This is a genomic window from Acinetobacter calcoaceticus, from assembly GCF_051947995.1.
Lineage (GTDB): Bacteria > Pseudomonadota > Gammaproteobacteria > Pseudomonadales > Moraxellaceae > Acinetobacter.
Map to the genome: position 1 here is coordinate 119,451 of NZ_JBLVVH010000002.1, position 19,972 is coordinate 139,422.

At 44.3% G+C, this 19,972-nt stretch carries 23 protein-coding genes, 2 tRNA genes and 1 riboswitch (1 of these 26 running past the window's edge); of the genes, 15 read left to right on the forward strand and 10 right to left on the reverse strand.

The genetic code is table 11. The features are described from left to right. Positions 1–25 precede the first annotated feature (25 nt). Positions 26–1,762, reverse strand: a complete 1,737-nt coding sequence (locus ACNQO6_RS03645) for a hypothetical protein (protein WP_440208125.1) — start codon at positions 1,760–1,762, stop codon at positions 26–28. 426 nt (positions 1,763–2,188) lie between these two features. Between ACNQO6_RS03645 and pqqA the strand changes: the two genes are divergently transcribed. The 6 genes from pqqA (at position 2,189) to ACNQO6_RS03675 (ending at position 6,498) form a co-directional block, all read left to right on the forward strand. Further along, positions 2,189–2,263 (forward strand): pyrroloquinoline quinone precursor peptide PqqA, encoded by a 75-nt coding sequence (pqqA, locus tag ACNQO6_RS03650; protein ID WP_009514286.1) that lies wholly within the window; start codon positions 2,189–2,191, stop codon positions 2,261–2,263. Between the two features lie 73 nt (positions 2,264–2,336). After that, positions 2,337–3,248, forward strand: coding sequence for a pyrroloquinoline quinone biosynthesis protein PqqB (gene pqqB / locus ACNQO6_RS03655; RefSeq protein WP_440208126.1), 912 nt, complete (start codon positions 2,337–2,339; stop codon positions 3,246–3,248). Positions 3,249–3,256: 8 nt separating this feature from the next. Then, entirely contained in the window at positions 3,257–4,015 is a 759-nt protein-coding gene (gene pqqC, locus ACNQO6_RS03660) for a pyrroloquinoline-quinone synthase PqqC (protein ID WP_440208127.1), read from the forward strand. Next, a complete protein-coding gene (gene pqqD, locus ACNQO6_RS03665; RefSeq protein ID WP_440208128.1) occupies positions 4,008–4,292 on the forward strand; it encodes a pyrroloquinoline quinone biosynthesis peptide chaperone PqqD in 285 nt (94 codons plus the stop codon). Before pqqC ends, pqqD begins: the two co-directional genes overlap by 8 nt. Beyond that, positions 4,289–5,452, forward strand: coding sequence for a pyrroloquinoline quinone biosynthesis protein PqqE (gene pqqE, locus ACNQO6_RS03670; RefSeq protein ID WP_440208129.1), 1,164 nt, complete (start codon positions 4,289–4,291; stop codon positions 5,450–5,452). The genes pqqD and pqqE overlap by 4 nt, the downstream gene beginning before the upstream one ends. Next, complete coding sequence (locus tag ACNQO6_RS03675; RefSeq protein WP_440208130.1) at positions 5,449–6,498, forward strand: dipeptidase; 1,050 nt, start codon at positions 5,449–5,451, stop codon at positions 6,496–6,498. Before pqqE ends, ACNQO6_RS03675 begins: the two co-directional genes overlap by 4 nt. An 18-nt stretch (positions 6,499–6,516) precedes the next feature. On the opposite strand, the gene ACNQO6_RS03680 is transcribed toward ACNQO6_RS03675, so the two are convergent. Beyond that, positions 6,517–6,708, reverse strand: coding sequence for a DNA gyrase inhibitor YacG (locus ACNQO6_RS03680; protein WP_005226540.1), 192 nt, complete (start codon positions 6,706–6,708; stop codon positions 6,517–6,519). A 91-nt stretch (positions 6,709–6,799) separates the two neighbouring features. Here ACNQO6_RS03680 and ACNQO6_RS03685 point away from each other — a divergent pair, with 91 nt between their 5' ends. The 5 genes from ACNQO6_RS03685 to ACNQO6_RS03705 all read left to right on the forward strand — a co-directional run bounded on the left by ACNQO6_RS03685 (position 6,800) and on the right by ACNQO6_RS03705 (position 11,167). Continuing rightward, positions 6,800–7,444 carry an SAM-dependent methyltransferase gene (locus ACNQO6_RS03685; protein ID WP_440208131.1) on the forward strand — a complete coding sequence of 215 codons (645 nt, stop codon included), beginning with the start codon at positions 6,800–6,802 and terminating at the stop codon, positions 7,442–7,444. Further along, positions 7,437–8,639 carry a TIGR03862 family flavoprotein gene (locus tag ACNQO6_RS03690; RefSeq protein ID WP_440208132.1) on the forward strand — a complete coding sequence of 401 codons (1,203 nt, stop codon included), beginning with the start codon at positions 7,437–7,439 and terminating at the stop codon, positions 8,637–8,639. Before ACNQO6_RS03685 ends, ACNQO6_RS03690 begins: the two co-directional genes overlap by 8 nt. A 118-nt stretch (positions 8,640–8,757) precedes the next feature. Then, positions 8,758–10,020 (forward strand): C4-dicarboxylate transporter DctA, encoded by a 1,263-nt coding sequence (gene dctA / locus ACNQO6_RS03695; protein ID WP_440208133.1) that lies wholly within the window; start codon positions 8,758–8,760, stop codon positions 10,018–10,020. Between the two features lie 79 nt (positions 10,021–10,099). Further along, the gene (locus tag ACNQO6_RS03700) at positions 10,100–10,510 is read left to right on the forward strand and encodes a GFA family protein (protein ID WP_440208134.1); all 411 of its coding nucleotides are present in this window, start codon (positions 10,100–10,102) and stop codon (positions 10,508–10,510) included. A gap of 18 nt (positions 10,511–10,528) precedes the next feature. Continuing rightward, complete coding sequence (locus ACNQO6_RS03705) at positions 10,529–11,167, forward strand: flavin reductase family protein (protein WP_440208135.1); 639 nt, start codon at positions 10,529–10,531, stop codon at positions 11,165–11,167. Between the two features lie 52 nt (positions 11,168–11,219). Here ACNQO6_RS03705 and ACNQO6_RS03710 read toward each other — a convergent pair whose 3' ends face one another. Continuing rightward, a complete protein-coding gene (locus ACNQO6_RS03710; RefSeq protein ID WP_440208136.1) occupies positions 11,220–11,849 on the reverse strand; it encodes a TetR/AcrR family transcriptional regulator in 630 nt (209 codons plus the stop codon). A 213-nt stretch (positions 11,850–12,062) separates the two neighbouring features. Between ACNQO6_RS03710 and ACNQO6_RS03715 the strand changes: the two genes are divergently transcribed. Next, complete coding sequence (locus tag ACNQO6_RS03715) at positions 12,063–12,803, forward strand: SDR family NAD(P)-dependent oxidoreductase (RefSeq protein WP_440208137.1); 741 nt, start codon at positions 12,063–12,065, stop codon at positions 12,801–12,803. A gap of 68 nt (positions 12,804–12,871) precedes the next feature. On the opposite strand, the gene ACNQO6_RS03720 is transcribed toward ACNQO6_RS03715, so the two are convergent. Then, positions 12,872–13,204: a HopJ type III effector protein gene (locus ACNQO6_RS03720; protein WP_343580192.1), complete on the reverse strand. Its 333-nt coding sequence runs from the start codon at positions 13,202–13,204 to the stop codon at positions 12,872–12,874. 304 nt (positions 13,205–13,508) lie between these two features. Next, positions 13,509–13,575, forward strand: a riboswitch (Fluoride riboswitch). A gap of 132 nt (positions 13,576–13,707) precedes the next feature. Here ACNQO6_RS03720 and crcB point away from each other — a divergent pair. Then, entirely contained in the window at positions 13,708–14,088 is a 381-nt protein-coding gene (gene crcB / locus ACNQO6_RS03725) for a fluoride efflux transporter CrcB (RefSeq protein WP_343580193.1), read from the forward strand. A gap of 14 nt (positions 14,089–14,102) precedes the next feature. Continuing rightward, positions 14,103–14,432, forward strand: a complete 330-nt coding sequence (locus ACNQO6_RS03730; RefSeq protein WP_440208138.1) for a DUF190 domain-containing protein — start codon at positions 14,103–14,105, stop codon at positions 14,430–14,432. A gap of 97 nt (positions 14,433–14,529) precedes the next feature. Here ACNQO6_RS03730 and ACNQO6_RS03735 read toward each other — a convergent pair whose 3' ends face one another. From ACNQO6_RS03735 to ACNQO6_RS03750, 4 genes are all read right to left on the reverse strand, one after another. Next, complete coding sequence (locus ACNQO6_RS03735; protein WP_440208139.1) at positions 14,530–14,784, reverse strand: type B 50S ribosomal protein L31; 255 nt, start codon at positions 14,782–14,784, stop codon at positions 14,530–14,532. A 149-nt stretch (positions 14,785–14,933) separates the two neighbouring features. Then, the gene (locus tag ACNQO6_RS03740; protein WP_440208140.1) at positions 14,934–16,226 is read right to left on the reverse strand and encodes an ABC1 kinase family protein; all 1,293 of its coding nucleotides are present in this window, start codon (positions 16,224–16,226) and stop codon (positions 14,934–14,936) included. Between the two features lie 250 nt (positions 16,227–16,476). Beyond that, positions 16,477–17,835 carry an MATE family efflux transporter gene (locus tag ACNQO6_RS03745; protein ID WP_440208141.1) on the reverse strand — a complete coding sequence of 453 codons (1,359 nt, stop codon included), beginning with the start codon at positions 17,833–17,835 and terminating at the stop codon, positions 16,477–16,479. Positions 17,836–17,865: 30 nt separating this feature from the next. After that, the gene (locus ACNQO6_RS03750) at positions 17,866–18,327 is read right to left on the reverse strand and encodes a DMT family transporter (RefSeq protein WP_343580201.1); all 462 of its coding nucleotides are present in this window, start codon (positions 18,325–18,327) and stop codon (positions 17,866–17,868) included. A gap of 114 nt (positions 18,328–18,441) precedes the next feature. Here ACNQO6_RS03750 and hemW point away from each other — a divergent pair, with 114 nt between their 5' ends. Beyond that, positions 18,442–19,596 (forward strand): radical SAM family heme chaperone HemW, encoded by a 1,155-nt coding sequence (gene hemW / locus ACNQO6_RS03755; protein ID WP_440208142.1) that lies wholly within the window; start codon positions 18,442–18,444, stop codon positions 19,594–19,596. 125 nt (positions 19,597–19,721) lie between these two features. On the opposite strand, the gene ACNQO6_RS03760 is transcribed toward hemW, so the two are convergent. Both ACNQO6_RS03760 and ACNQO6_RS03765 read right to left on the reverse strand, forming a co-directional pair. Continuing rightward, positions 19,722–19,797, reverse strand: a tRNA-Lys gene (locus ACNQO6_RS03760). A 120-nt stretch (positions 19,798–19,917) separates the two neighbouring features. Further along, a tRNA-Lys gene (locus ACNQO6_RS03765) sits at positions 19,918–19,972 on the reverse strand (it continues 121 nt past the right edge of the window).

The following is a 19,972-nucleotide window of genomic DNA, read 5'->3' on the forward strand; positions in this document are numbered from 1 at the left end:
AATACACAAGCTAATTTCCTTCGGGCTAAATAGTTTCCAGCCATTTCTGATTGGCCAGATTCAAATCAAAATTCAAGCTATTACAGATACTCTGTAAATCAAAAGAAGCTTTATCTTCTGGAATCTGGATCAGAATGGGCAAACGGGTAATGCCATTTTCTCCTGTCGGAAAAGCATAATGGCGTTCTTTGTGGTTCATTGAAATCAGTGACTCAGACTCTAAGTAAACAATCAGGGCGGGAAAACGTCGCTGAATCCGTATAATTTCCTGATGGGCATCTTTTTTTATTTGTATCGTTTTCTGTTTTAGCTTGAGAATATTGTCTTTTATTTTCTGAGGTTTATTCATAAGCTTACTCAGGAATGAAGCACTTTGTTTGAGCTGGCGTTGATTTTCTTTTAATGCCGAAAAAGCATCTTTATATTCCTGTAAGGAGCTCAGGCTAATATCCTTGAGAATATTGGTTGGCTCTAGCGCTTCGGCATGATGTTTTTTCCATTCCTCATAAGAAAAGACGGTGAACACATCCGAATGCCGTTTCTGTAACAAGGTGGCATACGATTTGAGTCGGGCAATAAACAGATTGACCTGCTGATTAAAGATCAGTGAAGGTTGCGACTGGAACTCGATAAAATGGCTGATCAGATCATCCAGCGTTTGTTTGACACCCAAATAAAGATAATTGCATTCATCCCGATGATGGACGGAATGCTTCAGCGCTTCGGCAACGGGTTCAAGGATATTGCTATTGAGCTTCTGCTCAAAATCAATCAGCCGTTGTTCCACCAGCTTTTCCATAAATATGCCGTTGGGTTGCAAGGGTTCGCGCAGGAACGGGATCAGTGTTTTGCTGGTATAGTGTTCGATATTACGGACAATATCTGAAACATACTGGTTAACGGGCTTGTCAATGGTGATGATTCGGCTGATTTGCCATTCAAATTGTTGGTGATGGCCGATGTCTTCGATTTTATCCAAATGCAGAATGGCTGAATTGACGTAAATATTGTCGCAGCCTTCAAATTTTTCTTCTTGTAAGAAACGGCGAATGGAAAAGGTATTGTGCATGCCATCCTTGCTGGGCGCCAAAGCAAAAATATATTTCGAGGTTTTAACGATATCCAGTTGTCTGGATTTTTGTTGCTTATAAAGAAAATATTTCAGGATATGCGGTTTTTCTGCCCTGAGTTGATGCGAACGCAACAGGTTAAAAGAATATTTTAATAACTGTTGTTTGAGAAAGACTTCGGTCATAAAGGTTTTGATGATGTCGCTATCAATATGCCTTTGATTATCCGGCAGGTCGATCTTTTCTTTTGCCAGAATAATCTGGGCAGCTGCATAGATAAACTCTTTTAGAATCAGTTTCTTTTGCTCTTGCAGATCAAAGTCGTCTTCGGTTTCAATGGCATGAATCTGGGCCAGAATATTTTCCAGATAATCTGCCATTTCATAAGCATGCTGATAGTTTTTTAGTTTCTCTAGCGAAACTGCAATTTTTTTCACCAAAATTTTGATAGGCGCAATATAAATTTTCTCGCTCAGCACATCAAAGTCATGTTTGGCCAGATAGGAGAAGCTGTTGTCTTTACGATTCCAGTGAATTTTTTTGAGTTGTAGCACTTGCTGGGCAATTTTTTCACAATGTTCAGGCGCGTGTTCTGAAAAAAGTGTGATCAGTGCCTTTTGCCAGTGAGCATCCAGATTCGGATCAATCTGTGTCGCCAAGAGCTTGAGCTGATAAGGAATATCATTATTCATTTTTACGTCCTGGTAAATTTAGATCTTTTTATTCAACAAGCTGATTCCAAACAAATAAGTGCGAAAATGGATCAGAGCAATGTATAGGTTTTAATGTGTAGTTTGGTGTTGTTATTCAATCCTACAGTTCTAGCTAGATTTGCATAAGATCATGAAAAAGTAAATTACTGTGATGTAAGTCACAAATCTAAAGTGTGTAAATTTTTATTAAGCATCGGCTTTGGTACAGATGAAGTTAAAACAGTGTCGCTTCTTTCAAATGTGTATTACCGAAATTTAGACAAAACTCACAATTATCGAACAATATCTTGGTTGGGATAGGTCTACAAAGCGATTATTTTTATTTAGAATCAAGTGTGAAACGCTTTATTCATGTTGAATTAACTGCTTAATTTCACCTGATGAAAACCAATTGGAGACGATGTCATGCAATGGACTAAACCTGCTTTTACCGATGTACGTATTGGTTTTGAAGTGACCATGTACTTTGAAGTACGTTAATCATTCCGATTCAAATTCAAGATAAGCCCTAGTTATGTCTAGGGCTTATCTTTTTCTAACAAGAAATTAACTTATGTATATTCATGTTCTAGGTTCGGCTGCGGGTGGGGGATTTCCGCAGTGGAATTGTAATTGTCCAAATTGTCATGGCGTGCGTAGCGGTACGATTCAGGCCAAGGCGCGGACCCAATCCTCAATCGCGATTTCCGAGAATGGCATCGATTGGGTACTGCTGAATGCCTCGCCCGATATCCGTCAGCAATTATTTGATTTCAAGGCGGCTCAGCCTGCGCGTCAGTTGCGTGATACCGGCATTCGTGATGTGATCCTGATGGACAGTCAGCTGGATCACACCACCGGACTGCTGACGTTACGTGAAGGCTGTCCAATCAAGGTCTGGTGTACCGAGATGGTCTATCAAGATCTGACCACAGGTTTCCCCGTATTTAATATGTTGAAGCACTGGAATGGCGGTCTGCAATATCAGCAAATCAATCCGAAACAGGCCTTTAAGATTACGGGTTTTCAACATCTGGAATTTGTGCCACTGATTATTCAGAGTGCTGCACCACCGTATTCTCCGCATCGTCATGATCCGCATGACGGTGACAATATTGCGTTGATCATTCGCGACCATCAAACGCAAAAACAATTGTTCTATGCCCCTGGACTTGGCAAGATTGATGAACAGATCATGCAGATCATGCGCGATTCGGATTGTGTCATGATTGATGGTACGCTGTGGACAGATGATGAAATGCAGCAGACGGGTGTCGGCAGCAAAACCGGACGTGAGATGGGACATTTATATATTAGTGGCGAGGGTGGTTCATTGTCTTATCTGAATCAGCTCAGCCGTCCTAAAAAAGTGCTGATTCATATCAACAATACCAATCCGATTTTAGATGAAAACTCGGCTCAATGTGCTGAACTCAAGGCTCACGGTGTGGAAGTGGCTTTTGATGGCATGCAGATTGAACTTTGAGGTAAATAATGATGCCCACTGATGTATTAAGTGTTGAACAGTTTAAGCAGGCCATTCTGGATAAAGGACAGTACTACCATATTTATCATCCTTTTCATGTGATGATGTATGAGGGTAAAGCGACCCAGCAGCAAATTCAGGCCTGGGTGGCTAACCGTTATTATTACCAAATCAATATTCCATTGAAAGATGCCGCGATCATGGCCAACTGTCCAGACCAACGCGTGCGTCAGGAATGGATTCAACGGATGCTGGATCAGGATGGTGAATATCCTGATGGGGGGGGACGCGAAGCATGGTTACGTTTGGCCGAAGCGGTTGGCCTGACCCGTGAACAGGTGATTTCAGAAGAACTGGTGCTGCCTGGCGTGCGTTTTGCCGTAGATGCTTATGTCAATTTTGCCCGCCGTGCGACTTGGCGTGAAGCGGCCAGTAGTTCCCTGACCGAACTGTTTGCGCCACAGATTCACCAGTCCCGTCTTGACTCATGGCCACAGCATTATCCGTGGATCGATGATCAGGGCTATGACTATTTTCGTTCGCGCTTAAGTCAGGCACGTCGTGATGTGGAGCATGGTCTGAGTATTACGCTGGACTCGTTTACCACCTATGAACAGCAGCAGCGCATGCTGGAAATCCTGCAGTTCAAGCTGGATATTCTATGGAGTATTCTGGATGCACTGATTCTGGCCTATGTGCATCAGCAGGCGCCGTATCATACCGTGACCACACAACTAGTCTGGCATAAGGGGTTATTCCGTGAGTAATACAGCATTTGATTTAAACCTGGTTCCCACATGGCGACAAGGCTACCGTTTTCAGTTTGAGCCTGCACAAAATGCCTTTGTCATTTTATATCCGGAAGGCATGATCAAGCTGAATGACAGTGCTGGAGCGATTGGACAGCACATCGACGGACAACAAAGTGTAGCTGCCATTGTGGGGTTGCTGAAACAGCAGTTTGGTGACATTGCGGAAATCGAGCAGGATGTGGTCGATTATATGCAGGTTGCACAGCAACAATACTGGATTGATTTGCGATGACCGCAGGCGTTGGTTTACCGCTCTGGCTTCTAGCGGAGTTGACCTACCGTTGTCCCTTGCAATGCCCGTATTGTTCGAATCCGCTGGATTATGCCCAGCATAAAAATGAACTGAGCACGCAACAATGGTGTGATGTGTTTGATCAGGCTCGGCAAATGGGCGCGGTGCAACTGGGTTTTTCTGGCGGTGAACCGCTGGTGCGGCAAGATCTGGAACAACTGGTTGCGCATGCACATCAGCAAGGTTTTTATACCAATTTAATTACCTCGGGCATGGGCCTGAACGAGCAACGTATTGCCCAACTTAAACAGGCTGGTCTGGATCATATCCAGATCAGTTTTCAGGCCAGTGATCCTGTGGTGAATGATGCCTTGGCCGGGTCAAAACACGCCTTTGAACAGAAATATGAGATGTGCCGTCTGGTCAAGCAATATGACTATCCGATGGTGCTGAATTTCGTGATTCATCGGCATAATATCGACCAGATTGAACAGATTATTGAGCTGTGTTTAGAGCTGAATGCCGATACGGTTGAACTGGCGATCTGTCAGTTTTATGGTTGGGCCTTTTTAAACCGTCAGGGCCTATTACCCACTCAGGAACAGTTGACACGTGCTGAACAGGTGACCAATGCCTATCGAGAAAAACTGCGCCAGCAGAATCATCCCTGTAAGTTGATCTTTGTAGTCCCTGATTATTATGAACAACGACCGAAAGCCTGTATGAATGGCTGGGGCAAAATTTTCTTTACCGTAACGCCTGATGGCACGGCATTGCCTTGTCATGCAGCACGCCAGCTCCCGATCGTATTTCCCAATGTGCGTGAACAATCTTTATCGGAGATCTGGTACACATCCACGGGTTTTAACCATTTCCGTGGTGATGCATGGATGCCGGAAAGTTGCCGAAACTGCCCAGACAAACAGCGCGACTTTGGCGGCTGCCGTTGTCAGGCCTATATGCTCACCGGTGATGCGGTCAATGCCGATCCGGTGTGTGGTAAATCTGAGTATCATCATCTGATTGAACAGGCACGTAGTGAGAGTGAGCAGGCTGCATCTCTTGAACAACTGGTATTTCGCAATAGCAAAAATTCGAAACGTTTGGCGCTTCAGCAAAAAATTCCTGTACAAAGCATTCAGGATGAACCTTCTTCATGAAGCATCACAATGTTGCAGTTTTCGATGGTCATAATGATCTACTGACACGCTTATGGCTCAGCGATCAGGCGGACCCCGTACAGGCTTTTATCCATGAGCATTTGTCTGGACAACTGGATTTAAAGCGCTGCCAGCAGTCGGGATTTGCAGGCGGTATGTTTGCGATTTTTCTACCGCCATTTGCTTATGTAAAACAGCATCATCCCGATAAGCTCGTGGATAAACATGCCGAAGATTTCACTCAACAGCAGGTTGAGCAGATTTGTCTGGCACAACTCGAGCTGGCACAGCAGATGGTGCAAGCTTCCGAGCAGATTCGACTATGTACCTCGGTGCAACAGATACAGGATTGTCGGGCTCAAGGTCAACTGGCGGTAGTGCTGCATATGGAAGGGGCAGAAGCCCTACAGGCTAATCCAGACTTTCTCGATATTTTTTATCAGGCTGGTCTACGGAGTGTGGGTCCTCTCTGGAACAGGATCAGCCGATTTGGACATGGTTTAAATGCCCGTTTCCCGCATTCGCCTGACACAGGTGCAGGCCTGACCGCTCAAGGCAAAGCGTTGGTTAAACGCTGTGCTGAAAAGAAAATGCTGGTGGATGTATCGCATATGAACGAACGGGCATTTTGGGACACGGCAGAGATTTTGCAGCAACCGATTGTCGCCACCCATTCCAATGCACACGCTTTATGCCCCCAAGCGCGTAATCTGACTGATTCGCAACTTCAGGCAATTGCTGAGACTGGGGGCATGGTCGGGGTCAATTTTGATGTGGCCTTTTTACGCACTGACGGACAGCGCAATGCCGACACGCCACTTACACTCATTCTCGATCATCTGGAATATATGATGGAACGTCTTGGGGAAGACCATGTCGGTCTGGGTTCAGATTTTGATGGCGCGCTGATCAGTACAGAACTGCAAGACGTTACGGGCTTAGCGCAACTGATTGCTGCGATGCAACAGCGTCATTATTCTGCTGAGCTGATTGAGAAAATTTGCTGGAATAACTGGCTTAAGGTAATGCACCGAATCTGGGCTTAGCGGCAAAGCAGAAGATGATTAATCTTCATAATCATCTTCATGGCGTTTGAGGTCTGCTTGCGGTGCATCTTGCGTCGGTAATTTATATTCATCACTGGCCCAGGCACCCAGATCAATCATTTTGCAACGTTCTGAGCAGAATGGACGAAATGCATTACCTTCCCAAGTGCTGGTTTCTCCACAACGCGGGCAGGGGAATGTACGTGGCATAGAAAATTCCTAAAACAAAAACTAAATAGATTAGGCAAAAGTAAGGTGACTTGTTAGACTTATGCCGATTTCTAGATAGTTTGATGAGATTATGTCGATTCGTCAATTTCAAGCACAACGTATGCAAGCCCCTCGTGATTTTAAGGCCATTCCTCACACACCAGTTTGCGTGGAAATCGGCGCAGGCAAAGGTAAACATGCCTTGTTATTTACGGGACAAAACCCGCAGACCACGTTGTATGCAATTGAGCGAACCAAAGAAAAATTTTTGGCGATGCAAAAACAGCATCAGCTGGAAGCTCGGGAATATTTAAACCCGGTTCATGCCGATGCCTTGCCTTGGGTGGTGCATGCCTTGTTTCCGGCACAGGTACAACAATTTTTTATTCTCTATCCGAATCCAGAACCGCATAATCCGGCGCAGCGCTGGCTCAATATGCCATTTTTCGAATTCCTGCTTTCACGCCTGCAACCGAATGGAACCATTACCTTAGCCAGTAATATTCCAGAATATATTGATGAAGCAGAGCAACAGCTGATTGAAGTTTGGAAATTACCTTATGAAAAACAAAAAATTGCAGCGGGCTCGGCTAGAACCCATTTTGAAATCAAATATCTGGAACGTGGCGAACTTTGCCAGCAATTGATCATTCGCAAGCCAGAAGGTTACGCAACCCGTTTTGATGATTTTGCACCGTTGCAAGGTCAAAATGCCCAAGAGAACCGCGATGCCTAAGCGGGTTGCCATTATTGGTGCAGGCCCAGCAGGTTTGATGGCTGCCGAGGTGCTGAGTCAGTATGATTATGAAATTGACGTGTTTGAGCAGAAACCTTCGGCAGCACGCAAGTTTTTAATGGCAGGTAAAACCGGATTAAATATCTCTCATGCTGAGCCTGTCGAGCAGTTTATCCAGCGTTATGATCAACCTGAATGGTTAGGTCCATGGGTCAGGCAATGGGATGCTCAATGGATTCAGAGCTGGATGCAAGGTCTGGGCATTGAGTCCTATGTCGGCAGCTCAGGACGTGTCTTTCCCGTAGAAATGAAAGCTGCACCGTTATTGCGTGCCTGGCTGAAACGTTTAATGGCTGAGGGCGTGAAGTTTCACTATCGCCATCGTTGTGTGGATTTATCCAGTAATCAACTCACGCTGGAAAATCAGATGCAACGTTTTCATGCCACTTATGATGCGATTGTACTGGCCTGTGGTGCGGTGTCATGGTCGCAATTGGGCAGTGATGGGGCATGGCAGCAATGGCTCTCAAAAAATGAGATCGAGCCTTTTCAGGCCAGTAATGCCGGTGTTTTGAAAATATGGTCGCCGTTTATGCAGGATTGCTTTGGTCAGCCATTGAAACGCGTCAATGCCTGGGTATGGCCTGAACAGCAAACCCATGGCGATATCATCATTACCCATTATGGTTTTGAGAGTGGTGTGATTTATAAATTGGGTCGTGATCTTAGAGCGCAGCTTGCTCAACAGCAGCATTTACAATTGCATCTGGACTTATTGCCAGATGTCAGTATTGATCAATTAGAAAAGAAGCTACAAGGCAATAAAAAGCAGTCCTTGACCAATCTTTGGCGTAAAGCCGGGTTAGACCATGTCAAAATTAATTTGCTGCGGGAAACGGTCGAAAAAAGCTTGTGGTCAGATGCTAGGCAAATGGCACAGCAGATCAAGCAGCTTAGTATTCCTTTGGCAGGCTTTCGCCCGATTGAAGAGGCGATTAGCTGTGCAGGCGGGGTAAAGCAAGAGGTATTATCTCCACAACTGCAATTGCAGTCTAACCCTTATGTATTTTGCTGTGGCGAAATGCTGGATTGGGATGCACCGACGGGTGGCTATTTGCTGACAGCTTGCTTTGCAACTGGGCGAGCTGCTGGAGAGGGTGTACATCACCAATTAGAGTGCGCCCTAACAAGATAATGTTTTTAAAAGCGTTATTTAAAATTTCTGTATTTTTCATGTTCTAAATCATCTTATTCTTAGCTATTGGCGAGTTTTTTGCAGTGTTGATATTTATCTTTTTATTGATGAATGTTCAATGTTGCAAACGTTCAAGTCCAGTCTATTTGCTCAAGTTGTTTCTGCATTAATTCTCGGTATTGTTATTGGGGTGAGCTTTCACGATTTTTCCCTAGCTTTAAAACCATTAGGGGATGGCTTTATTGCGCTGATCAAGATGTTGATTGCACCTATTGTTTTCTGTGTGGTTGTTCTGGGAATCTATGGCGCAAATGACATCAAAAAAATGGGAAAAGTTGGCGCAAAAACGATTTTATATTTTGAAGGGGTCACCAGTATTGCACTGATTTTGGGGATTGTGGTTGCCTATATATTCAAACCTGGTGTCGGGATGAATATTGATATCACCAAGCTAGATGGCCAGGATTTAAATGTTTATACCGAACGGGCACATAACATCAGTTCCGGATCAGATTTCTTACTCCACCTTATTCCTAAAACATTTATAGATGCTTTTGCCCGTGGTGATATTTTACAAGTCCTATTGATTGCGATTTTATTTGGTATCGCATTATTACTGATCCCAAAACATTTGGCAGAACCGGTTTGCAAGGCCATTGAAGCATTTTCTGAAGTGTTCTTTAAAATGATGGCCTTGATTATCCGGCTGGCTCCAATCGGGGTATTGGGTTCGGTTGCCTATACCACTGCAAAATTTGGAGTAGATTCGCTGATCCAGCTTGGCTATTTGGTGTTGTTGTTTTATGTGACTTGCATGCTATTCGTGTTGATTGTCTTGGGTGGAATCCTGAAAGTTGCAGGTCTGAATATATTCAAATTTCTCAATTATTTTAAAGCCGAACTTTCCATCGTATTGGGAACAGCATCTTCTGATTCTGTATTGCCACAGGTCATGAAAAAGTTGAAAAATTTAGGCATTCAGGAGTCGACGGTCGGCTTGGTGATTCCTACGGGTTATTCCTTTAATCTGGATGGATTCTCTATTTACCTAACACTTGGGGTCATCTTTATTGCGCAAGCCTGCAATATCGATTTATCCCTGCATGATTTACTCGCAATTCTCTTGGTTTCTTTAGTGACCTCAAAGGGTGCACATGGTATTCCGGGGTCAGCCTTGGTTATTCTGGCAGCAACCTTATCCGTTATTCCAAGTCTTCCAACCATCGGTTTGGTTTTATTGTTGTCAGTGGATTGGTTCATTGGAATTGTACGCGCTTGTACCAACTTGATCGGGAATTGTGTGGCGACAGTTGCAATTGCACATTGGGAAAAGGATATCGATCATGCCCGCGCTCAAAATGTATTAGACCAAAAAGTCTGAATAAATAGGATTTGTAATTTGCATGGTAACAAGATCTAGCCTATATTTTTAGTGGAAAAATCATCCAAGGAATAGGGAAATGTCTCAAGCTTCACCCGTGTATCATGGCAGTTGTTTATGTAATGGGATTCATTATGAGATTCATGGCGACATTGGCGAGATCATACAGTGCCATTGCCAGCGTTGCCGTAAGGCCAATGGTACGGCTTATGCCACCAATGCACCAATTAGCAGTGCAGCGTTTAAAATTGTACAAGGTGAAGCGCTGGTTAAAAAGTTTGCTGCCTCTGGCGTGTACCGCTGGTTCTGTGGCGAATGTGGCTCTCCACTGATCAGTTCACGGGATGCACAGCCTGAGCTGTATCGCTTAAGAATCGGGACGCTGGATACGCCATTACAGCAAAAACCAAGCATGCATATTTTTGCTGCATCGAAAGCAGAGTGGGACTGTATCGCGGATGATTTACCGCAATATGCTGAACGTCCTTAAACAGGATGTAATATTGCGATGATTTTTGAAACCTTAGATTTAGAGCCCAATGATATCTACCGACTCTTGGTCGGTGGAATTTCACCTCGACCAATTGCCTGGATCAGCACCCTCTCTGCGGAGGGAATAGCCAATATTGCACCTTATTCATTTTTTAATGTGGCCAGCTGTAATCCGCCCATTCTCTGGTATTCACAGGTCAACCCCAGAAATGGGCAAGATAAAGACACGATTCGTAATCTGGTGGAGACGCGAGAGTGCGTGGTGCATATCGTGAATTCACAATTACTGGAACAGATGAATTTATCCTGTGCTTTATTGCCTTCAGCGCAAAGTGAATTTGAGTTTGCCGAGATTGAGTCTGAGCCAAGCCATTCAGTTGTCGCATTATCTGTCAAACATGCACCGATTCGTTATGAATGTCAGTTAAGGGAAGTGTTGCAACTGAGTACGCTTCCATCTGGCGGTACAGTGGCTTTGCTGGATGTGAAATCAATCTATGTCGATGATCGACTCTGGGATGGACAGATGATTGACCAGCAACAACTGGATAGTGTCGGGAAAATGGGAGGCGATTTTTATAGTTTAACTACCGATCTAAGAAAACTTGCCAGACCCGTTGTCACACCAACAGATGAGCTAAAAAAAGGAGGTTAAACCCCTCCTTTTTTACAGTTAAAACCTGATTTTCTAGGTTTAGATCTTTTTGTTATGTTGAATCCTTATTTTTCATATTTGCACGACCGTCCCATCCCGACATTACTTCAGTAACTGCATGATTTAATATAGTGCCTGATACTCCATCCCGTGCTTGTACGGATAGGCCGAGTAAAAAACAATACAAACTTGTTGCGTAAGCACAGACATCCGTATCGGCTGCTAACTCATCTGCATCTACAGCACGTTGAACACATTGTGTAAATCTTTCGCGAATTTTCAAGCGATGCTGGGTTAAGTATTGTTGAATATGGATATTTTCGGGGGAACAGGTCGCGGTTGAAAGTACCAATAAGCAGCCTTTGGGATGACTGGATTCGGTTTGCATTTTTGCCGACTGGCGTAGAGTGCGTTCAATCGCTTCTCTGGGTGCAAGATCTTCATCCCAGAGGCTTTGAGTCACCTGACCATACGTTACGATATAATGCTCAATCACTTCTCGAAACAACGCTTCTTTTGAGCCAAAAGCTGCATAGAAACTTGGCGCCTGAATTCCACCGGCAATGTTGGATTTCAATAAAGAGAGTGAAGTCGAATCATAGCCATATTCCCAAAATAAAAGCATTGCTTGTTCAATCGCCTGATTACGATCAAAGGTACGTGGTCGGCCCATTTGCGCCATTAAGAACTCCTCTTATTCATGAGATCTATACTAGTCGATACAAAAGTCATTGACAAGATTGAAGGGGGTAGCTTACATTTGTATCGATCGATACATATATTGGGGTTTTAGAGGTCGGTACTAAATATGGTTTAGATAACTGTGGATAGATATAAATAAACGAGCTTATAGACCGCTGAATCTTCGTGTTAAGCCTAAAACAGGAATTTCATCATGAACACATTAACAGGTAAAGTTGCTTTGGTTACGGGAGGGAGTCGTGGTATTGGCGCTGCGATTGCCCGAAGCTTAGCTGCACAAGGTGCAGATGTGGCAATCACTTATCATCGTGCAAAAGATCAGGCACTAGCAGTTGTCGAGCAGATTCAGGCATTAGGCCAGCGTGCCGAAATGATTGCTGCCGATGCGGCAGATGCAGCACAGGTCATTGCTGCGGTGGATCTTGCGGTGGAACAGTTTGGTCGCTTAGATATTTTAGTCAATAATGCGGGTAACTTCTTGGTCGGAGAAATTGATCAGCTCACACTTGAGGATTATGACCGCACCATGTCGGTTAACTTGAGAGCAGTGTTTGCTGCCACTATGCAGGCGAGCAAATATCTGCCTGAGGGTGGGCGTATTATTTCGATTGGGAGTTGCCTTGCTCCAAGAGCAGGACGAAGTGGTATCAGTTTATATGCCGCCAGTAAAGCTGTCTTAGTTGGGTTAACCAAGGGAGTAGCACGTGATCTTGGTAAGCGTAATATTACGGTCAACCTGATTCATCCGGGCTCGACAGATACCGATATGAATCCTGCAGATGGTCCACGTGCCGATGCAACGCGGGCGAGCTTGGCAATAGCCGATTATGGTCGTCCTGAGGATATTGCTGCCACTGTGCTGCATTTAGCAGGTGAAGGAGGTCGATATATTACAGGGGCAGAGATTGCGGTAGATGGTGGTTATAATGCTTAAAAACATAATCAGAAAAAGATCGTAATTGAGTACAGGCAAAAAAAAGGAGGTTAAACACCTCCTTTTTATTATTTAGCGGTCAAAGCCTCACCTTCAAACTTGACCCCATCCCAGCCATGTTGCATAAACTGACGAATATTCTGGTGATCGGTAGCTTCAGGCGTTGCCAACACAGAGGCATAATGTTCTGCAAATAAACTGAGTGTATCCGCCTGATTTAAGCCTTCAATTTTAGCAAAACTGAGGACTTTGGCACTGCCTTGGTTTTCAGTTGCAGCATTGGATTGTGCGCCATTTTGGAATGCAGTTGGGGTATGCTGATAACGTGCTTCGATAAACGCCAATACATCTGCAAATTTTGCCGAGCCATCTTTCAGTTGTGCCAATAAGCTTTGAGCCATGTCTAAAATTCCATGTTGATTGAATCAATAACCGCATCATAACATTGAAAATGCAGAAGAGAAGACGATAGATCTCTGAACTAGACCTTAGTGTATTTGATGTTTATGCGCAAAGTCGTCATTTATATATTGACGAATCATGTATAGGCACAAGCCTTTGATTTCGTCACCTTCGCCTTAGACTTTAATGGAGATGGGGAAAAGTTTGAGTAACATCGGGCTGAATTGTGGATAACTTTATGTTTATACACAATGCAATCCTGCTTAAAAAGAGCGATTGAGTTGCCTAAAAAATATGTTATTTTAGAGCAAAGGAGATGGCATTCCTCCTGTTACAAACCGCCAGAATGGCTAATGATGCCTACGTTACCCTGAACAGGGGCGTAGGTTCGTGCGTGCTCTGTTCCCATTTTTGGAGTTCGCCCATGAAAAATCTTCAGAATAATTGCTATACATCCATGTCTCATCATTCTTTCGCTCCAACTCTGTTCTTGGAGTAAATCATGTACTATCCATTACTTTCAATTGCTTTAGGTTCAGTATTAGGTGCATGGTTGCGCTGGTTTCTAGGCTTAAAACTGAATCCTATATTCCCGAATATTCCTTTGGGCACAGTCACGGTCAATTTTGTCGGTGGCTTTATTATTGGTTTTGCCATTTCATATTTTTCTCAAAGTTCACTCAGTCCCAATTATAAACTGTTTGTAATTACAGGCTTTTGTGGCGCGCTCACGACATTTTCGACATTTTCTGCTGAGATTATTGCCTTATTGCAAAGTGGTAAATTGGGCTATGCCTGTGCAGCAATCGTGATTCATGTGCTTGGATCGCTATTGTTTACTATTCTGGGAATGAGCCTGCATCAATGGCTCAGTGCTGCATGATTGGGAGTCATCGTATGAATGGATTTTTAATTACCTTTTATACCGCACAAAATCGTTCCTATCAGGGGCAGCCGATCAGTGAATGGCTATTGGCCGTTGCAAAACAGATGAGTTTGCGTGGGGCAACGGTCTTGGCGGGTCTGGAAGGTGTTGATCATCAAGGCCTATTTCATTCTGCCAGTTTTTTTGAGTTGGCGGATCGGCCTATGCAGATTCAATTTGCGGTAACAGAGCAGCAGGCGACTGAATTATTGAGCTATCTCAATGCAAAAGAGATTTCACTGTTCTATGTGAAAACACCGATTGAGTTTGGTGTGGTAGGACAACAAAGGACAGATTCCTGAGGCTGGAATCAAGACATAAAAAAAGAAGTCTAAGTGGAGGAGAGTTAACCTTAGACTTCTAATGCTTTCAGCTTAATGGGTGAAACTTAAATGAAAATTAAGCTTTGCGGTTAAAACGTGCAAAGCGTTTGTTAAAGCTCGCAACACGACCTTCATTGCTGGCCTGACGTTGCTCACTGGTATAAAACGGATGAGATGCACTTGAAATATCAAGCGTCACGTAGGGATAGACTTTGCCTTGATATTCCTTGGTCTGTTTGGTTTGCAGCGTACTCCCAATCAAGAAGTAGGCATCGGCATTGGTATCGTGGAATAAGACTTGTTGATAAGCAGGATGGATATCTTTACGCATGTTGAATGACTCCTATTGTTTGTAGAAATGTTATAACATAACAATATGTGAAGTCAATTCATGTCTTTTCAAGCCCATGTGATGTCGAAATGAATAAAAATAAATTGCCCTCTGACTTATCGCAACAAGACCAGAGGGCTTCAGACAGATTAATTGGGAACTAATTCTTCAAATAAATCATTGAGATTGTCATGTACTTTGAGCTGAATCAGATTCCAGTAATGTCCAGAAATGGTTCGGTTAACCATGAGGGTGTCTGGCGACGGTTTAAAGACATCCCAGTATTTCAGTGATTTTTTTACCAGTAACATGCCGTCATGATGCGATGAATTTTCGGCAAAATCATAATTGGTGGTTAACGGACGTAATAGAATTTCAATCCATTGCGTATATAACTCACTTGGAAATTTCTGTTTTTCGGCAATCGAATGCAGTTCCGCCAGTAAGTCTTCAACTTGGGTAATATTTTCCTGGCGTGCGGCATTGACCAGCGCCTTAAAGTGCTGAACGATTTCAGGCGATAAGGTTTTGACGCTGCCGTAGTCATAAATAATCACACTGCCATCTTCACGAAAAGCAAAATTGCCCGGGTGTGGATCGCAATGGAAGCGTTTTAAGAAAAACATTTCCCGTCCCAAGGCACGGATCAGGCGACGTCCAATCTGATTGCGAGTCTCGACTGACCATGTACTTGCGGTTTCGATCGATTCACCCTGTTCCAGACTCAGGGTCAATACGCGACGAGAGGAATAGTCTTTATAAACGGCTGGAATAATCACTTGAGAATCAAGCTTTTCATGGAAAGTTTTAAAGACCTCCAGATTCTGTGCCTCGATTTCATAATTCAATTCGGCTGAAAGACTGTCCTGGATTTCCTGAAACAGTTGATCTTGCAGTTTCTTATCAATTTTTAAGACGCCCATCAACCGCAAAGCCAGACGTACCTGTTTTAAGTCACTTTCACAGGCCTGATCGACACCCGGATATTGCACCTTGACCACAACCGCTTGCCCGTTTGGTAGTACTGCGCGATGGACTTGTCCGATTGATGCGGCAGCAAAAGGTTCTGTTTCAAAAGAGCTGAAAATCTGGTTTAACGGTTTGCCGAGTTCTTTTTCAACTTGTTGCTGGATCGCGGAAAAGGGCATGGCCGGTGCCTGACGTTGCAGCTTGGCAATGGCTTTGGCGACTTCTGGTGGGAAAATATCTTTATATTGCGAGGCGATTTGCCCGACTTTCATCACCGCGCCTTTCATTTCGCCGAGGGTATCAGCAATCTGTAGACCAATGTCCTGAAACAGCTGGCTACGCGCTGCATTTTTCTGTTCTTCATCTGCGGTAAGATTGCGGATGGAATTTGCCACGCTTTTGCTGGCAATACTTGCGGTCATACCAGCCAGTTTGAGAAAACGCTTACTGGGAGAGCTTGCATGTTTTGCCATAAGGACTTGACCTCATACGATCCAGTTTCAAAGTGTTCCCTTGATCATAGGTGACAAATCTTAAATTGCCTATAACAAAATGTTAAGTGATGTAAGCATGTATAAGAGGACTGCTGTATGTAGCTGAAGGGATAAACGCGATATGGCACAGTATTAAAAAGTCACGCCTTTGAAGGCGATGAAAGCAAGATCAATTGTGGGTAGCCTCCATGCTACCCTGAATCACTTTTCTGGTTAAAAGTGATGACGCTTAAGAAGCGACAGTCATTTTTGCCAAGCGTTTATTATTGAAATATAGACGGCTGATCAGTAAGACACATGCAATGCTTAAACCAATAATCAAACCTAACCAGACACCTGCCACGCCCCAAGAGGTGTAGCGGGCAAGATATAAACCAATCGGGAAGGCAATCACCCAATACGCCATTAAGGTAATCCACATCGGGGCTTGGGTGTCCTGCATGCCGCGTAGGCAACCTGCCGCGCTCACTTGCCACGCATCCATCAACTGATAAGCCATCGCAAACCAGAGCAGATACATGGCCACAGGAATAACATCTACATCCGTGGTGTAGATTGCCACGATATAAGGACGTGCCAGAGCGATCAGCGTCATTGTCAAAGCTGCAAAAATTGTGGCGCTAATCAATCCTACGGTTTGAACCTGACGCATCGCGTGCCAGTTCTGTTCGCCGTAATACATGCCGACACGAATGGTTAAGGCAATCGCCAAAGACAGCGGAATCATAAATAATTGTGAAGTGACTGAAATCGCAATCTGATGCGCTGCAATGGCATTTTCACCCAATGGGCTGAGCACAATTGCGCCTGTACTAAAAATACTGACTTCAAAGAACACCGCCAGACCAATGGGCAAGCCCAGTTTTAAAATACGTCTGATCCAGACCGGATCAAGTTTTTCCCATTTTGTAAAAATAGGCGCCTGCTTATAGGCTTTGGCTTTAGAGACATAGATGGCCAGTGTAATAAACATTAGCCATTGCAAGATGGCAGTAGCAAAACCGCAACCTGCACTGCCGAGTGCCGGAATAGGCCCGAAGCCATACATAAAGATAAAGTTGAGCGGAATCAGGACCAGCAGGGCGATCAGGCTGATTGCAGTGACGGGGCGTGGATGGCCCAAGGCTTCAGAGTAACTGCGTAAGGCGGCATACATCATCACTGCCGGCATACCAAAGCCGATGGCATGTAAAAACAGGCTGGCTTTGGGTAATAAGCTCTCAGGTACACCAAATAATGGCAAAAATTGGGGCATGCACTGCAGAATCAACATGGCCACAGTACCCAGAATCACGGCGACCCATAATGACTGGCGTGCAATGGTCGGTATTTTTTCCGGTGTTTTTGCGCCCCGTGCTTCAGCGACCAAGGGCGTTGTTGCCAGCATGATGCCTGCAAATAACAGCATAACGGGAATCCATAGGCCAACGCCTACTGCAATCGCTGCCAGATCTGTTGCCGAAAGATGCCCGGCCATAATGGTATCAATCAAACCTAATCCTGCCTGGGCAAACTGGGTGATCAGGATCGGGAACATCAAATGAAATAGCTGTTTGAGTTCAAACCGCTTGGTTGTGACATGGGACACAAAAAATACTCTTATTAAAATGATGAGGAATCAGCGTTGCAGGGTCAATAACACCCCAATAAAAATCACAATACTACCGAGTAGGCGTTGCCAGTTAATCGGTGTCTTTTCTGTACCTAACCAGCCAAAGTGATCAATAAACATCGAGATCACCAGTTGCCCGAAAATCACTAAACCTGAAAACGTTAATAATCCGAGCTTGGGTGCAGTATAAATGCTGATACTGATCGCATAAACCCCAAGAAAGCCACCGAGCCAGAGAAACCAGGGAATTTGTGAAAGTTCACTTAAATTGGGCTTGCTGGCACTTTGAAAACAGACCAGGAGCGCCAGCACAATGGTGCCAATAAAAAAAGACAGTAGTGCGGCTTGCAGGGGAGAATTCAGATATTCTCGAAGTTGTGTATTGATTGCGGTTTGAAAGGCCATGGCGATACCAATGCCTAAAGTCAGGGGAAGAATAAACAGTAACTGGCTAGAAATTTTCATCATATTATCGGTCTAATTGTTCTTGGTTGTCCCCAGTCTAACTGAATACGTAGATGATGATAAGCCGAACGAGCGAGTCATGTTAAAATGGTGGGGTTCTGTCATTGAGCTGCGATTTTGAGTCATTTAAACCCTACTAATATTCCACTTTCCCTATATATCCATATGCCGTGGTGTGTACGTAAATGTCCTTATTGTGACTTTAACTCACATGCAGTGCCTGATGGTCAGTTGTCCTTGGAACTGGAACAGCAATATCTGGCTGCCTTGGTGGCAGATTTCGAAACTCAGATTGAAATGGCGCAAGGCCGATCGATTCACAGTGTCTTTATTGGTGGTGGAACACCTTCGCTGATTTCTGCATCGGGCTATCAATGGCTATTTGAACAACTGAAAGCGCGTTTAGCGTTTGAGGAAGATTGTGAAATTACCTTGGAAGCCAATCCGGGAACCGTGGAGCATGATCCATTTGCGGATTATCTGGCGGTAGGGATTAATCGTTTATCCTTGGGCGTACAAAGTTTTGATCCCGAGCATTTACAGCGTTTAGGACGGATTCATACCGCCAATAATGCACTGGATGCGATTCAGCAGGCACGCCAGGCCGGCTTTGAGCGTGTAAATGTGGACTTGATGCATGGTTTACCTCAGCAAACAGAACAACAGGCCTTAACCGATCTTCAATTGGCGGTAGAGCACGGCGCAACGCATATTAGCTGGTATCAGCTGACCATTGAGCCCAACACGGTGTTCTTCCGTACCCAGCCTGTATTGCCGCAAGATGAGGTGCTAGAGCAGATTCAGGAGAAAGGTGAGGCGTATTTGAAAGCCAATGGTTATGTCAATTATGAAGTTTCGGCCTGGCGCAAGGAAAAGCCATCGGCACATAATCTGAATTATTGGCAATTTGGTGATTATCTGGCGATTGGGGCTGGGGCGCATGGCAAGGTCACGCGTCCTGATGGAATCTATCGTTTCCAGAAAACCCGTTTACCTAAAGATTATTTAGCCAAAGTCCCTGCTGAACATGTGCAAATGAAACGCATTGAAGCAGATGAATTGCCTTTTGAATTTATGATGAACGCATTGCGTTTAAATGAAGGTGTAGCGACCGAGTCGTATACCCAGCGCACAGGACTTGCGTTGCAAGATTTGAATGAGACATTGCATGACTTGCGTGAGAAAAAACTCCTCATCGCTGATCAGGATCGAATTGCCTGTACTGAGCAGGGACATATCTTTTTAAATTCGGTACTGGAAAAATTTTTATAGTTTAAAAATTATGTGTGCTTTGGGCAGGGAGGCTTAAAGCACTAGTTTTGGTTTTTGTCATCGTTTGGAAAGATATCAATGACAAAATAAAAAAGCCTCATCAAATGATGAGGCTTTTTCGAATCTGGTGGGTCGTCCGCGACTCGAACGCGGGACCAACGGATTAAAAGTCCGCTGCTCTACCAACTGAGCTAACGACCCTGAGCGAGGATAAGTAAAACAACGTTTTACCTGAGCGCAAGAGAAAATCTATGATTTTCTGTAGCTTAACCTCTTACAGGCGTTTGTAAAATACATTTTACAAACTTTCAAAACATTAGATGGTGGGTCGTCCGCGACTCGAACGCGGGACCAACGGATTAAAAGTCCGCTGCTC

Coding starts and splice junctions, on each gene's coding strand:
- ACNQO6_RS03645 (WP_440208125.1), bottom strand. CDS start 1,762: ATGAATAATGATATTCCTTATCAGCTCAAGCTCTTGGCGACACAGATT.
- pqqB (WP_440208126.1), top strand. CDS start 2,337: ATGTATATTCATGTTCTAGGTTCGGCTGCGGGTGGGGGATTTCCGCAG.
- pqqC (WP_440208127.1), top strand. CDS start 3,257: ATGATGCCCACTGATGTATTAAGTGTTGAACAGTTTAAGCAGGCCATT.
- pqqE (WP_440208129.1), top strand. CDS start 4,289: ATGACCGCAGGCGTTGGTTTACCGCTCTGGCTTCTAGCGGAGTTGACC.
- ACNQO6_RS03675 (WP_440208130.1), top strand. CDS start 5,449: ATGAAGCATCACAATGTTGCAGTTTTCGATGGTCATAATGATCTACTG.
- ACNQO6_RS03680 (WP_005226540.1), bottom strand. CDS start 6,708: ATGCCACGTACATTCCCCTGCCCGCGTTGTGGAGAAACCAGCACTTGG.
- ACNQO6_RS03685 (WP_440208131.1), top strand. CDS start 6,800: ATGTCGATTCGTCAATTTCAAGCACAACGTATGCAAGCCCCTCGTGAT.
- ACNQO6_RS03690 (WP_440208132.1), top strand. CDS start 7,437: ATGCCTAAGCGGGTTGCCATTATTGGTGCAGGCCCAGCAGGTTTGATG.
- dctA (WP_440208133.1), top strand. CDS start 8,758: ATGTTGCAAACGTTCAAGTCCAGTCTATTTGCTCAAGTTGTTTCTGCA.
- ACNQO6_RS03700 (WP_440208134.1), top strand. CDS start 10,100: ATGTCTCAAGCTTCACCCGTGTATCATGGCAGTTGTTTATGTAATGGG.
- ACNQO6_RS03705 (WP_440208135.1), top strand. CDS start 10,529: ATGATTTTTGAAACCTTAGATTTAGAGCCCAATGATATCTACCGACTC.
- ACNQO6_RS03710 (WP_440208136.1), bottom strand. CDS start 11,849: ATGGCGCAAATGGGCCGACCACGTACCTTTGATCGTAATCAGGCGATT.
- ACNQO6_RS03715 (WP_440208137.1), top strand. CDS start 12,063: ATGAACACATTAACAGGTAAAGTTGCTTTGGTTACGGGAGGGAGTCGT.
- ACNQO6_RS03720 (WP_343580192.1), bottom strand. CDS start 13,204: ATGGCTCAAAGCTTATTGGCACAACTGAAAGATGGCTCGGCAAAATTT.
- crcB (WP_343580193.1), top strand. CDS start 13,708: ATGTACTATCCATTACTTTCAATTGCTTTAGGTTCAGTATTAGGTGCA.
- ACNQO6_RS03730 (WP_440208138.1), top strand. CDS start 14,103: ATGAATGGATTTTTAATTACCTTTTATACCGCACAAAATCGTTCCTAT.
- ACNQO6_RS03735 (WP_440208139.1), bottom strand. CDS start 14,784: ATGCGTAAAGATATCCATCCTGCTTATCAACAAGTCTTATTCCACGAT.
- ACNQO6_RS03740 (WP_440208140.1), bottom strand. CDS start 16,226: ATGGCAAAACATGCAAGCTCTCCCAGTAAGCGTTTTCTCAAACTGGCT.
- ACNQO6_RS03750 (WP_343580201.1), bottom strand. CDS start 18,327: ATGATGAAAATTTCTAGCCAGTTACTGTTTATTCTTCCCCTGACTTTA.